Origin of the sequence: Nonomuraea sp. B12E4, assembly GCF_039871825.1 — a bacterium.
In the GTDB taxonomy this organism is placed as follows: Bacteria; Actinomycetota; Actinomycetes; order Streptosporangiales; family Streptosporangiaceae; genus Nonomuraea.
The window spans coordinates 1-12,537 of the sequence record NZ_JBDPME010000049.1 but is presented as its reverse complement, the minus strand read 5'-3'; the positions used below and the strand labels follow the sequence as shown (position 1 = coordinate 12,537).

General features: G+C 68.3%; 11 protein-coding genes. 5 read left to right on the top strand and 6 right to left on the bottom strand.

The features are described 5' to 3' along the window. Positions 1-65: 65 nt before the first annotated feature. Positions 66-698 (top strand): CGNR zinc finger domain-containing protein, encoded by a 633-nt coding sequence (locus tag ABGB18_RS47045; protein ID WP_347702233.1) that lies wholly within the window; start codon positions 66-68, stop codon positions 696-698. Positions 699-771: 73 nt separating this feature from the next. On the opposite strand, the gene ABGB18_RS47040 is transcribed toward ABGB18_RS47045, so the two are convergent. The 5 genes from ABGB18_RS47040 to ABGB18_RS47020 all read right to left on the bottom strand — a co-directional run bounded on the left by ABGB18_RS47040 (position 772) and on the right by ABGB18_RS47020 (position 5,801). Beyond that, positions 772-1,680, bottom strand: coding sequence for a Tn3 family transposase (locus tag ABGB18_RS47040; protein ID WP_347702232.1), 909 nt, complete (start codon positions 1,678-1,680; stop codon positions 772-774). Between the two features lie 203 nt (positions 1,681-1,883). Then, on the bottom strand, positions 1,884-2,843 hold the full coding sequence (locus ABGB18_RS47035; protein ID WP_347702231.1) for a tyrosine-type recombinase/integrase: 960 nt from the start codon (positions 2,841-2,843) through the stop codon (positions 1,884-1,886). A 342-nt stretch (positions 2,844-3,185) separates the two neighbouring features. Then, on the bottom strand, positions 3,186-4,256 hold the full coding sequence (locus tag ABGB18_RS47030) for a hypothetical protein (protein WP_347702230.1): 1,071 nt from the start codon (positions 4,254-4,256) through the stop codon (positions 3,186-3,188). 301 nt (positions 4,257-4,557) lie between these two features. Continuing rightward, positions 4,558-5,202: a TetR/AcrR family transcriptional regulator gene (locus ABGB18_RS47025; protein WP_347702229.1), complete on the bottom strand. Its 645-nt coding sequence runs from the start codon at positions 5,200-5,202 to the stop codon at positions 4,558-4,560. Beyond that, positions 5,202-5,801 (bottom strand): NADPH-dependent FMN reductase, encoded by a 600-nt coding sequence (locus ABGB18_RS47020; protein WP_347702228.1) that lies wholly within the window; start codon positions 5,799-5,801, stop codon positions 5,202-5,204. The genes ABGB18_RS47025 and ABGB18_RS47020 overlap by 1 nt, the downstream gene beginning before the upstream one ends. Positions 5,802-6,434: 633 nt before the next feature. Between ABGB18_RS47020 and ABGB18_RS47015 the strand changes: the two genes are divergently transcribed. Then, positions 6,435-7,823, top strand: a complete 1,389-nt coding sequence (locus tag ABGB18_RS47015; protein WP_347702227.1) for a transposase — start codon at positions 6,435-6,437, stop codon at positions 7,821-7,823. A 603-nt stretch (positions 7,824-8,426) separates the two neighbouring features. On the opposite strand, the gene ABGB18_RS47010 is transcribed toward ABGB18_RS47015, so the two are convergent. Next, entirely contained in the window at positions 8,427-9,659 is a 1,233-nt protein-coding gene (locus tag ABGB18_RS47010) for a serine hydrolase domain-containing protein (protein ID WP_347702226.1), read from the bottom strand. 282 nt (positions 9,660-9,941) lie between these two features. On the opposite strand from ABGB18_RS47010, the gene ABGB18_RS47005 reads away from it, so the two are divergent. The 3 genes from ABGB18_RS47005 to ABGB18_RS46995 all read left to right on the top strand — a co-directional run bounded on the left by ABGB18_RS47005 (position 9,942) and on the right by ABGB18_RS46995 (position 12,371). After that, positions 9,942-10,667, top strand: coding sequence for a MarR family transcriptional regulator (locus ABGB18_RS47005; RefSeq protein WP_347702225.1), 726 nt, complete (start codon positions 9,942-9,944; stop codon positions 10,665-10,667). Between the two features lie 277 nt (positions 10,668-10,944). Continuing rightward, a complete protein-coding gene (locus ABGB18_RS47000; RefSeq protein ID WP_347702224.1) occupies positions 10,945-11,289 on the top strand; it encodes a hypothetical protein in 345 nt (114 codons plus the stop codon). Between the two features lie 104 nt (positions 11,290-11,393). Continuing rightward, on the top strand, positions 11,394-12,371 hold the full coding sequence (locus ABGB18_RS46995) for an integrase core domain-containing protein (protein ID WP_347702223.1): 978 nt from the start codon (positions 11,394-11,396) through the stop codon (positions 12,369-12,371). Positions 12,372-12,537 lie beyond the last annotated feature (166 nt).

Sequence of the window (12,537 nt, the reverse complement as noted above, 5' to 3'; positions counted from 1 at the left end):
GACGTAGTGGTTAAGCCAGTTAGGTAACCTACCATCGCAGATGGCCAGGTAGGCTACGAGACGTGATGGATGAGCGTGCTGCCGAGCCCGTGCCGGACAACCTCGCAACCGGGACGGCGCCGATGCCGCTGCGCGTGATCGAGGAGTTCATCAACACCCGCCGCCGCGACGGCGACGAGATCGCAACCCCGCAACAGCTGGCGACGTGGTTGCACGCCCGCGGTCTCATGCCGGCCGACACGGTGGTGAACGCCGAGCAGCGCGACCGTGCCGAACGGATCCGTGAGGGACTGCGCGCGCTGATCGCCGAGAACAACATCGAGCCGGTCTCCAGTCCACGCCCGGACGGCCTCAACCCCGCCGCTCGCGCCGAGCTCGCCGACCTTACCCGCGACTTCCCGCTGATGCTCGACGTGACCGTTTCCCCGCCCCGGTTGGTCGCCCGCGCCCGGCGGCCGGTGGAGGCGGCACTGGCCAGGCTGCTCGCCGTCGTGGCCGAGGCAGTGGCGGAAGGCACGTGGACGCGACTGAAAGCCTGCCGAGAGCCGAGCTGCCGATGGGCCTACTACGACCACTCCCGCAATCGGCGCCGGACCTGGTGCTCCATGGATATATGCGGCAACCGCGCCAAAGCTCGCGCCTCTCACCACCGCAAGTCCACCGCGCTCTGGACCGCTGGCCAGCCGACAAACCGATGACCTCGCGCCGTCGGCCCGCCGGCCTCACGCTTCGTCCGGGCAGGTGCGGGGCTTTGGCCCCTCTCCGAGGGACTCAGGTCACGGGGTCAGCCCCAGCTGGTGCAGTTGGACGGGCCGAAGCGGTCGCCATCCGCAGCAGATCCGGCCAGCAGCCGGCCACCAGGTCCTCATTCCAGCGCGCACCCAGCAGCGGCCCGGCGTGCGGGTAGCGCTTGGCGATCTCGGTCGGGGTGTCGTCCCGCACCAGGGTGACCCGGGTCAGTTCCCGCAACCGCGGCGTCAGCGCCTTGCCGACCAGGTCGAACAACGCAAAGTTGATCAACGTCGCGCCGTGACTGTCGGTCGCGTGCTCGGCGATCGGAAGGTCGGTGGCGTTGCTCAGGAAGTCGTCCAGGACGTAGTGCGCCTCCCGCGCCGTCGACACGATGATCTTCGTGCCGTACGTGGACCATTGGTCGGAGACGTGGGTATAGGTGGACAGCACCTGCCCGCCGTGAATGACCATGGTTCGCCCGGTCAAAGTCTTACCGCGGACGGGGAAGCGCTGCCCGTTGGAGGAGCTCATGGTGCCGCCGCCGAACACCTTGGCCAGCTCCAGGCCGTAGTGGTGGTCGACGATGACCGTGTTGGCCTCGCGCAGCGTCTCCTCCCGCACGTACCACTCCATCGTCCAGGCCAGCACGTCGTAGGACACCCCGCAGGCCTCCGACATCCGGGCCAGGCCCAGGTTCGTGGCCATCGCGATGAGCACGGCCAGGATGTTGCGCTTGGTCTCGGTCGAGGTGCTCAGCTTGCGGCCGCCGGCGTGGGTGAAGCAGTCCAGAAAATGCGTGCGCGCGTCCAGCTCGATCAGCAGCGAGGCGATCGGCGCGAACGGCAACATCGCGGCCAGCTCGTCTTTGAGCGCCTTGGCCTCGGCCGGTACGTCCTCGGCCGACAGCGGCGGCACCACCAGGTGCTCGTCGTCATCCAGCCGGACCATGCCGTAATCGGCCACAGGTTCGGCGAGCGTCGGAACCGGTCGATCAGTCGGCCGGCACGAAGCGATATGCGGGTGAGTCTCCGGCGAGTACAGCTCCGCGTAGGCAGTCACTCTCATGCTCGGCGCCCTGGGGTGAGGCTCATGCCGAGCGTGGTGACGGGCTCGTTGTCGTCCTTGGAGGTCCTCCGATGGTCGTTGAACTGTCAGTGGGTGCGGCGTGGTAGGGCGAGGATGCCGGTGATCTCGGCGACGGCCTCGCCGCCGGGCTGTGTGTAGCGCATGGCGGTGCGCGGGTTCTTGTGACGGGTCTTGGCCATGATGAGCTGGAGCGGGACCTTCTGCTCGCCGAGGTGTGTGGCGGCGGAGTGGCGGAGCTGGTGTGGGTCGAGGCCGAGGTGGCGTTCCATGAGGACGCGAACACGGTCGTAGCCCAGGCGTGGTCGGCCGGTGTGGGGGCAGATGTGCTCGGGTCCGGGGCGCCGGGCGGGGACGGGCTTGCGGTCGGCGAGGAACAGGGGACCTCGAGTACGGACGGGCCCGTCGGGGTGGTCGTCGGGGAGCCGCAGCAGGCGGGGTAGGAGGCGGGCGGTTCCGGCGTCCCAGTTCACCCATTCGGCGTCGCCGCCCTTGGAGGTCAGGGGCGCGCGCGGGTTCTCCAGGTCCAGGTTCTCAACGTTCAGCGACAGGATTTCGGCTGCGCGGGCGGCGGTCTCGTACAGCATCCGGTAGAGCGTCTTGTCGCGGAGCGGAATGTCGCGGCGCGACAGGAGCCGTTCCAGTTTGGTCTTGGTGACGGCCTTGGTGTGGTCGACGTTCTCGCGGCGGCGTTCGGCGTCGGGAGGTACGGACGGTGCGGTCCACCTCTTCTTGGTGGTGCACCAGGTGAGCCAGGAGGAGACCGCGGCGCGGTTACGGTTCCACGTCGCCGGCGCGCACCCACCCCATGGCGAGGTGAGCGCGTCGCCGATATCGCTGTCGGCGACGTCGGCCAGGAGCCGGTCGCGGCCGCCGACCGCGGTGATGGTGCGGTCGATCGCTGAGGCGTAGGCGCGGCGGGTGTTGTCGTTGGCGACCCGGTGCGTGCAGAGGAACTCGTCGGCCGCGTCGCCGAGGTTGATCGCGGCGCCGCGGATCGCTGTGACCTTCGCTCCGGCCGCGCTCACCGGCGGCCGCCCGGCATGGGGGCGATGTACCGGATAACGTGCCCGAGTCGCGCATTGGCTCGGGAGCGGGAGCCCCTGCTCGGCCGTGATCGCTGGACGCTCATGTACGTGATAATGGCCAATTATCGCGTACATACCGTTCTTGCCTCGCCGCGCGGCTCAGTCGGGGGAGCAACGTGTCAACAGCGGCCAGATGCTGTCTGAGCAGGGATTTATCGAGATCGACGACGACTACTACGGATGTCACCGACGCCGCAGTCGCGCGTGATCTGTGCAGGCGGGACCAGCAGCCGAGCCTGCGCCACCCGAGGACCGGGCCGGCGCGGATGACGGATTTCGCCTTCACTCCGGGGTGATGAGGTGCCGCGCCCGGACGGCGGCCCTGAGCGCGTCGGGGTCGCCGCCGGCCTGGTACACGTCCACGGCGGTGTCGGTGAACTTGATGACGTGCTCGTCGCCGCCTGCGACGGCGCGTTCGAGCAGTTCGGCGATGGGGTCGTCCGCTCGTGGGGCTTCGGGCAGCTCGGCCTGGGGGACGGCCTCTTCGGGTTCGTACGCGGCCACGATCGCGGCCACGGCCGACCACACCGCGGCCAGGCTCGGCGCCCACAGCTCCCGAGGCAGGGCGGTCAGGGTGTGCCGGACGGCGTTGGGCGCCGTGGCCGTGTGGACGAGCAGGATGGGGCTGCCGTGCGCGTGGTGGAGATAGCGCACCGTGGCGGCACGTACCAGCTCGGACAGGAGTTCGGGCACGTCGTCGGCGTGGGCCGGAGCGCGCAGGGCGGCCTGGGCGGCGGGCCAGCCGGGCACGTCGGCCAGCCGGGCGAGCCTGCGGGCGATGACGCCGGACTGGTCGGCCAGGCGGGGGATGCCGCCCAGCGCCTGCTCGGGGCTCAGGTGGCCCGACGGCGCGGTGGCGCCGGGGATGGGGCGGCTGCGGGCGGCCCAGAAGGCGAGCGCGTGCGCGAGCTCGACGGTCGCGAGTTCCCCCGCGCCGCTGGTGAGGCTGCGGACGGCGTGGCCCACCCGGATCGCTCCGTGCGTGGCGCCAGCGGTGATCCCGGGCAGGAGCACCGGCCACCAGGTCGCGAGAACGTCCTGCCAGGGCTGCTCGGCCACCTGCCGGGTGAAGTACTCGGCCCAGTCGCCGACCCTGGCCCGTCCTCCGCCCAGCGCCTCGCCCGGGTTCCGCTCGTCGATCGGTTGCCGGGAGGAGGGCAGTTCGATCAGCCGGGTGACGTAGCCGTCGAGCCAGGAGGTGACCTGCTCGCCGTGTCCGCGGCGGACGAGGACCTCCGCGGCCATCGGTCCGTGGTTGGCCAGCCCGTGGTTGCCGTCCTGGTCGCCGCCGAACTCGGGGCCGGTGCGGTGCAGGCGCAGGTAGGCCTCGTCGAGAGAGGCGCTCGCGTTCATCAGTGTTGTCCTTTCGTCACATCGCGGAACTCATGGCCGTGCCTGGCACCCGCGCTCAGGGGTGTCTGCGCAGGCGCAGGGATTCTGCGGTCACATCAAAGAAGTGTGGAGTCCGTGCTGGCCCGTTGTTAAGGTCCACATTGGTGGATTTTGAGGAGGCCAGATGGTGGTTTTGGCACCGTCTGTCGGGTAAGGTCACGCGCCTCAACCTGACCGGCGCGTCGCCCTGCTCGCGTGCGCCGACCGCGGTCGCCTGGTCCGCGATGGTGTGCCACTCGAACATTGAGTTGCGTAGCCTGAGCTAGGCGGCGGAGGCGGAATAGCTGCGGAGGAAGGTCCGCACGCCTGCGGTGACGAGCCGGGTGACTTCCTCCTGGGGAAGTGGGATGGCGCCGTAGAAGGTCTGCTGGTTCACGTCGGTTACGGTCAGCAGGGTGAGGTGGGCGGCGGCAACGTCGGCGTCGTCAATCCGCAGCAGGCCGCGCTCGGCGATCCGGCGCAGGTACGGCGCCAGCCGCAGATGCCCGGTCTGCGGGCCGGCCGCGATCCATGCCTTGAGAATCGGCGGCGGGATGTGGGCCGCCTCGGCCTCGATGGCCCGTACCAGGGCGAAGTGGTCGGGGAAGGTGGTGACCGCGGCGACCCGGTCGAGGGAGAAGTCGATCAGGTCCTGCTCCAGATCCACGATCTTGTGCAGGTGCCGGTCCATGATCTGCGCGATCGCTGCGGTAACCTCGTCGGCGCCTTCCAGCGCGACGGTCAGGAACAGTTGCTCCTTGTCGGTGAAGTGGCGGTAGATGGTGCGTTTGGAGACCCCCGCCTCGGCGGCGATCGCGTCTACGCCAGCCCGGGTGTAGCCGTCGCGGCCGAACACGCGGCGGGCGGCCCGGGTGATCGCCTGGCGCTTTTCCGGTCGGCCGTACGGCTCGGCCTGGCGCAGGGTCATCAACGTCCTTCCCGCTGGAAACTCCTCGGTGCAGTGTAGGGGCGTCCGGGGTGCTGGCGGGCCTTGCGGGCCAGGGCGTCGAGCAGTTCGCGCAGCAGGTCGGTGGTGTAGGGGTCGGTCAGCCGGCGATCGTGGGTGAAGCGGGTGTCGCAGTGGAAGACCGTCACCTCCGGTTTGACGACGACTTCCGCTCCCACCGCGGCCAAGATGTGGCGGAGGGCGAGCTGGGCGCGCACTGAGCCGAATGGTCCCGGTGAGGCCCCGGCGATGGCCACAGGCTTGCTGCGCAGCAACCCTTCGGGAGCCGTGCTGGCCCAGTCGATGGCGTTCTTCAGCGCGGCCGGAACGGAGGCGTTGTGCTCCGGCGTGGCGATCAGCAGAGCGTCGGCCTCGGCGATGCGGGCCCGCAGCGTGGTGACTGGCGCGGGTGGCGTGCCGGTGTCCAGGTCCTGGTTGTACAGGGGCAGCCGGCCCAGGTCGTGATCGATGTCGATGGCGAATCCGCCGGGATCGAGCGCGCGGGCCGCGTGCAGCAGGGCCGTGTTGTGGGAGTCCGCGCGCAGGCTGCCGGACAAGGCCAGGACGTTGAGCTCGGTCATGTCTCTCCTCATGAGTTCTAGCCAACGACGCCAAAGTACACTAACTAGTGTCAAAGTAAAACTGTTGGGTGTACTTTGAGGTGGTGATGATCGCTACAACCGTGCAAAAGAGACGAATCGCCGTCCTTTACCTCGCGCTCCTGGCCACGCCGACCTCGCTCAGCGCCAACAGCACCATCACCGTCATCCCCGATCTGGCCCGCGCCCTGGGCGTCTCAGCCGCCGAAGCCACCTGGGCCGCCACAGCCTTCGGCTGGGGCGGCGTTCTCGGCGCCCCGCTCACCGCCGCGCTGCTGGGCACCCGTGGCATCCGCGCCGCCACACTCGTCAACGCCGCCCTCGTACTCCTCGGCACACTCCTGGTAGCCGGCGCACCCACGCTGCCGACCTTGCTGGCCGGACGCGCTGCCCAAGCCGCCGGCGGAGGGGGCCTGGTCACCATCGCCATCACCCTGGCCGGGACCACCTCGCGAGCAGGCGCCATCACCGCCGGGGTCGGATTGGTCGGCGCATTCGGCCCGCTGGCCGGCTCCACCTTGTCGGCAATCTCCTGGCGGGTGCCGTTGTTGCTTCGCCTACCTGGCCCGCCAAGCCGAGGCGTTGGATGCGGCCTACCGGGAGGTTGCCGGGCGGTTGCCGGCCAACACCAGCGCGAGCATGGGCGCCGACGGGCGGCTGCATCTGGCGGCGCTGGAGCCGGTCCCCGAGCCCGGCAGCCTGGTGGCGTTGCGGGAGGCGGTGGAGGCGATGATGCCCCGGGTGGACCTGCCCGAGGTGCTGTTGGAGGTGTTCTCCTGGACCGGGGCCGATGCCGCGTTCACCTCCATCACCGGGGAGGCGGCCCGGCTGGCCGACCTTCCCATCTCGATCGCCGCGCTGCTGGTGGCGCACGGCTGCAACGTCGGGATGACCCCCGTCATCGGCGGCGCCAAGGCGCTGAGACGCGACCGGCTGTCCCATGTCGATCAGACCTACCTGCGGCTGGCCACCTACAAGGCTGCGAACACCACCCTCATCGACGCCCAGGCCGGCATCGGTCTGGCTCAGGCGTGGGGTGGCGGGCTGGTGGCCTCGGTCGACGGGATGCGCTTCGTCGTCCCCACGGCCACGATCCACGCCCGGCCCAACCCCAAGTACTTCGGCCGGGGCCGCGGCGCGACCTGGCTGAACATGCTGAACGACCAAGCCTCCGGCCTGGGCGGCATGGTCGTGGCTGGCACCCCGCGCGACTCGCTGTACGTCCTGGACGTGCTGTACGACCGCGACGGCGGCAAACGCCCCGAGACAATCGTCACCGACACTTCCAGCTACAGCGACATCGTCTACGGGCTGCTCACCTTGGCCGGGTTCTCCTACGCCCCGCAGCTGGCCGACCTGCCCGACCAGAAGCTGTGGCGCATCGACCCCCGCGCCGACTATGGGCCCTTGCAACACATCGCGCGCGGGCGCATCGCCCTGGACAAGGTCGAGCGCCACTGGGATGACATCTGCCGCATCATCGCCTCCATCCACACCGGCGCGGTGCGCGCCCACGACGTCATCCGGATGCTGTCACGCGATGGCCGGTCTACCCCGCTGGGTGACGCGATCGCCCACTACGGGCGCATCCCCAAGACCCTGCACATCTTGCGGATGGCTGATGAGCCGGACTATCGGCGCGAGATCAAGGCCCAGTCCAACCTGCAGGAAGGCCGCCACGCCCTGGCCCGGCGAATCTTCCACGGCAAGCGCGGCCACCTGTACCAGCGCTACCACGAAGGCATGGAAGACCAGCTCGGCGCGCTCGGCCTGGTCCTCAACGCCGTGGTGCTGTTCAACACCCGCTACATGGACGCCGCCGTAACCAGGCTGCGAGCGCAGGGCTTCGATGTGCGCGATGAAGACGTCGTCCGTCTTTCCCCCTTCATCCACGCGCACGTGAACATGCTGGGCCGCTACTCCTTCGCCATGCCCGAGTTGCCCGGCGGGTTGCGGCCGCTGGGAGATCCGGGTGACGTCCATGACGACGACCTCAGTGGCTGAGAGCCCCTTCACGCCTCCAAGAAGGGCCAGAAGGATTGGTGCAGGAATGAGCGGCAGGAAGTTGATCTCCTCCTCGGTCCGGTGACGGCGCCGGACTCCTGCCCGCAGGCCCCGCCGCAGCATGCGGCGAGGCCCTGTCCGGTTTGGAGGTCAGCAGCAGCCCGCGCTCGCGCTGGCGGTTACCAAGATCATCTCGCTCTGACCTGCGGGTAGAGGCCGTCAACCCAAGATGACCGTTGGGGCCCGCCTTGGAGCTTGGGGCGATCAGACCGAAATCGACCGACCCGCAGCCACCGGCTGGACAACAGACCGGGTGGCCGCGGGTACATCCATTGACAGATGGCCAGACCGGCTATGGGGCAGGAAAGCGAATGATCTGGTCCTGGCCCGGTGCCGCGTTGCGACCATCGCCCGAGGCGATGATGATCGCGCCCCACGGGCACACGTGAGCAGCCTGACGGGCCATCGCGTCAACTCGGGATAGCGGTGCGGGGTCCAGCAGCATCACCCCCTGCCGACCTCGGTGTCCTGGTCGAACACCTCGGGAGCGGTCAGCACGCCCCATACCGGCACCGGCGCAGCGCTCTCAGGCCACGCTGATCGTCACTTGCTTCGCGTCTGGGAACCGGATGGGCAGAACTCGGCCTCCAACACGGTCTTGGACATGTCGAGCGAGTTGTGCTGGCCATACTGGTCGATGTTCATGTTGGTGGCGATCATATGCTCGGCGTCCCGGGTGCCCATCGCGAAGGAGAACCCGCCGGTGATGGCGCCGCCGATGCCCCAGACCTTCACGCCGCACGACAGCTCCCACGAAAAGACGCCGGCACCGTACGTGGTGTCGGGGATCCATGTGTCCTTCCAGGTGCCGTCCGGCATCTTGATCCCGGTCTTGACCATGGTGAACATCTCCCGCTGCTGGGCGGGCGGGAGAAGCTTGCCGCGCAGCAGCGCGCTGGTGAATCGGTGGAGATCGCCGACCGTGGAGACCACGCCGCCGGCCGCCCAGCCGGTGGTGGCGCTCTGGTCGGTCACGTTGTAGACCTTGGCGTCGGTTTCGGTGGCGAACAAGGTCGAGTAGTGCTGGGGGTGGGGGCCGCGTATCTTCGCCTCCAGGCCGGGCAGGTACGTCCCGGTCAGGCCCAGGGGGCGGACGATTCGCCGCTCGATCTCGCCGGCGAGCGTCTTGCTGGTGACCTTCTCGACGATCATCCCGGCAAGGATGTAGCCGGTGTTGGAGTACACGAAGCCGTCACCCGGTTTCTCGAAGGAGCGCGGATTGCGCAGGCCGATCTTCACGAGTTGCTCGGGCGTGTAGGTGTCGTAGCGGTGCTCGAGCCACGCGGGGCCGGAGAACTTGGCGAACTCCTCCTTGTCGTTGCCGTAGTTGAAGATCCCGCTGGTGTGGTTGAGCAGGTGCCTGATGGTGATCGTGCCGCCGTCGTTGTTGTTGCCCTTGACCAGGCTGGGCAGCCACTTGTCCACGGTGTCGTCGAGGCTCAGCTTCCCCTCGGCCGCCAGTTGCAGGACCACGGTGGCCGTGAACGGCTTGGTGGCGCTACCGATTCGGAACTGCTCGTTCGGCTGACGCTTGCGGCCGGTTCGGGTGTCGGCGACCCCTGCCGAGCCGAACCACCGCCCACGACGGTCGCGAACCTCGGCGACCATGCCGGGCACACCGCCGTCGGCCACGGCCTGGTCGAGCGCTTTCTGGACCTGGGCGTGGGCGGGGGCGTCCGCCGCGGAGGCAGATGCCGCGGGGACCGACGTCGCGGCCTGTGTCAACGCGACGGCGGTGATGAGCAGCCCTGCCGTCGAGGGGAGAGATTTGGTCATGTCGATTCCTTCCAGGCGATGGACATCAGCGCGACACCGATCGCCTCACTCGCGATAGTACTCATTCGGCGCAGGCAAAAAGCTATCTTGCATTTACGAAATCAGCAACATAGATCTCGGAATTTAGCAGAAAAACAACCATCGACCTTGCAATGAGTATGTGAATGAATGCAAGTCGAATGACCGGACTTGCAATGAGATGCCAACGAACGCAATACTGTCCATCCGCCCGCAGACACATCAAGCGGGCTGGGCACGGCACAGCGACAGGAGGCACGCCCAATGCCGGGAGGCAGGCTGACTTACCAGGACCGCCAGTACATTGCCGCGGGGCTGACCGAAGGACTCACCTACACCGAGATCGCCAAGCACCTGCAACGGCCGATCTCCACCATCACCCGGGAGGTGACCCGCAACGGTGGAGCCGACAGCTACCAGGCCGACCGAGCACATCAGGCGACCGAAGGCCGGGCTCGCCGCCGCAAGCAGGCCCCGGCCCCGGCGCCACCGGTTGCCACCGGCGCACCCGGGCGAGACCCCCAAGCGGTCCACGCCCTGGAGGAACGATTCACCACAGTGATGACCACGACAGGGCTGCCGCGAATGACCGCCCGGGTACTCACCTGCCTGTACACCACCGACAGCGGCAGCCTCACCGCCGCCGAACTCGTCCAGCGTCTCCAGGTCAGCCCGGCGTCCATCTCCAAGGCCATCGGCGAACTCGAACAGCACGAACTGATCCGGCGTGAACGCGACCCCCGCCGACGGCGCGACCGGTACGTCATCGACCCCGACGTCTGGTACCGAGCCTGGCTGGTCAGCGCCCGGCAGAACGCCACAATGGCCGATCTCGCCCGTGACGGAGCCGAAATCCTCGACTCCACCACCCCTGCCGGTGCCCGACTACAGGACATGAGCCAGTTCTTCGAGCACGTCAGCCAAAACTTGATCCAGGCCGCCGAGCAGTGGCGGCAGGATTTCATGTCGAGGCGAACGACAGGTCGTTAGAGCGGAGTACGACCCCAGGCATATGGCACAGCGTAGGTGTAGGCCACGAGCGTCGAAAGCCCTAACCTCGGGCTTTCGTGCGCCCAGCAGGACGGGAGGTGAAGCCGTGACGTAGCGGTGGTGAGCTGCCCCGGGTTGGTTGGAGGCTCCCAAGACTGGAAGGCTGGGAGTCGTGCCTGGGTTGCGTCTGACTTCGTGATACAGATCTTGGAAAGAATCAGACAGGATCGGCGTGCTCCGAGAACTGCTCCAACAGCAGGTCAAGGAGGCTCTGATCATGACCGATCTCGACCGTGGCACGGACCGCAGGGGCCGGCGGGCCAAACGGATACTGACTCCGCTACAGAAGTACGAGGTGTGGCTGCAGCTGATCCGTCAGGAGGTCACCGTGGCCGGGGCGGCGATCGCCTGGCAGGTCGACCCGTCCACGATCACACGGATCAAGGCGGTGGCCAAGGACGGCGCGCTGGCCGCGTTGTCGGAGTCCAAGCCGGGGGCGCGGGCGCGCGAGCGGGACTGGGAGTTGGAGACGCTGCGAGCCGACAACGCCCGGCTGGCCGAGGCGGTCAAGCAGATGGCGGTGAAGCTGACGCTGATCGAGGGAAAAGAGGGCTGGGGCTGAGCGGCCCCGTCCCGGCCCGGGTCGAGGCGGCCGTCAAGGACGGTCTGCTGGACCTGGTCGAGCAGGCGCAGCGCGGGGGTTGGAGTCTGCTGGATGCCTGCCGGGTGCTGGAGATCACCCCGCTGCGCGTTTATCGATGGGCCGAGCGGCGCGAGCGCGGACAACTGGCCGACCGCCAGCCGGGCGGCGGGGCGGTTCACGGTCTGCTCCAGGCCGAGGTCGAGCAGATCATCGCGTTGTTCCACGAGTGGGGCGAGGTGGATCGCTCGCACCGCAAGCTCGCCCATCGCGGCTCCTATCTGGGGCGGGTGTGGGTGTCGCCGTCCTCGGTGCATCGGGTGCTGGAGGCCCACGGGCTGCGTATCCGCGCTCGGCCGCGCCCCGGCGTCTCCCGGCGCAAGCCGTTCCCGGACTGGGTGGAGTACCGGCCGCTGCAGATCTGGATCTACGACACGACGCACTTTTCCGCCTGCGGGATGGCCGCGCTGGCCATCATGGATCTGGTCTCGCGCAAGTGGATCTGTGAGGTGGTCTCGGTGGAGGAGACCCACACCCAGGTCATCCTCGGCTTCACCGACGCGCTGGAGCGCGAGGGGTTGCTGCCGTTGATCGCCGCCCGAGACGACGGCTTGGTCGATGCCGGCACCGATGCCGGCAATCCGGCCAGGCCGGTGCTGCTGGCCATGAGTGACAATGGGCCGCAGATGACCGCCGGTGCGACGCGCGAGTTCATGGCGCTCTCGGCGATCGCCACCCACTTCGGCCGGCCCGGCACGCCCACCGACCAGGCCTGGATCGAGACGCTGTTCGGGCACATCAAGGCCGAGTTCCCGCACCTGACAAAGATCACCGAACCAGCGGTGCTGCGGGCCGAACTCGCCCGCGTGCGGGCCTTCTACAACGGCACCCGCCTGCACGAAGGGCTCGGCTACGTCACTCCCGACGACGAGCACGAGGGCCGCGGGCTAAAGATCCGCAAAGCTCGGCAGGAAGGCCTTGAACAATCCCGACAACGGCGTCTGGAGTGGCACCGCGCGAACCGGGGCACATCACCCACACGGGGAGCCACTGATGCTGGCTGAAGAATCTGCGATCTGCATCATTAAGTCAGAAACGCCTCATGCCCGCACCGAGGAAGTATCCCCCAGAGCTGCGTGATCGCGCCGTCAAGATGGTATTCGACCTGCGTGAGGAGACCGGAGGCAAGGCCGGGGCGATCGCCCGGGTGGCCGACCGGCTTGGCGTGCA

Coding starts and splice junctions, on each gene's coding strand:
- ABGB18_RS47020 (WP_347702228.1), bottom strand. CDS start 5,801: ATGACCGAGCTCAACGTCCTGGCCTTGTCCGGCAGCCTGCGCGCGGAC.
- ABGB18_RS47000 (WP_347702224.1), top strand. CDS start 10,945: ATGACCGATCTCGACCGTGGCACGGACCGCAGGGGCCGGCGGGCCAAA.
- ABGB18_RS47005 (WP_347702225.1), top strand. CDS start 9,942: ATGCCGGGAGGCAGGCTGACTTACCAGGACCGCCAGTACATTGCCGCG.
- ABGB18_RS47010 (WP_347702226.1), bottom strand. CDS start 9,659: ATGACCAAATCTCTCCCCTCGACGGCAGGGCTGCTCATCACCGCCGTC.
- ABGB18_RS47030 (WP_347702230.1), bottom strand. CDS start 4,256: ATGAACGCGAGCGCCTCTCTCGACGAGGCCTACCTGCGCCTGCACCGC.
- ABGB18_RS47025 (WP_347702229.1), bottom strand. CDS start 5,202: ATGACCCTGCGCCAGGCCGAGCCGTACGGCCGACCGGAAAAGCGCCAG.
- ABGB18_RS47040 (WP_347702232.1), bottom strand. CDS start 1,680: ATGGTCCGGCTGGATGACGACGAGCACCTGGTGGTGCCGCCGCTGTCG.
- ABGB18_RS47045 (WP_347702233.1), top strand. CDS start 66: ATGGATGAGCGTGCTGCCGAGCCCGTGCCGGACAACCTCGCAACCGGG.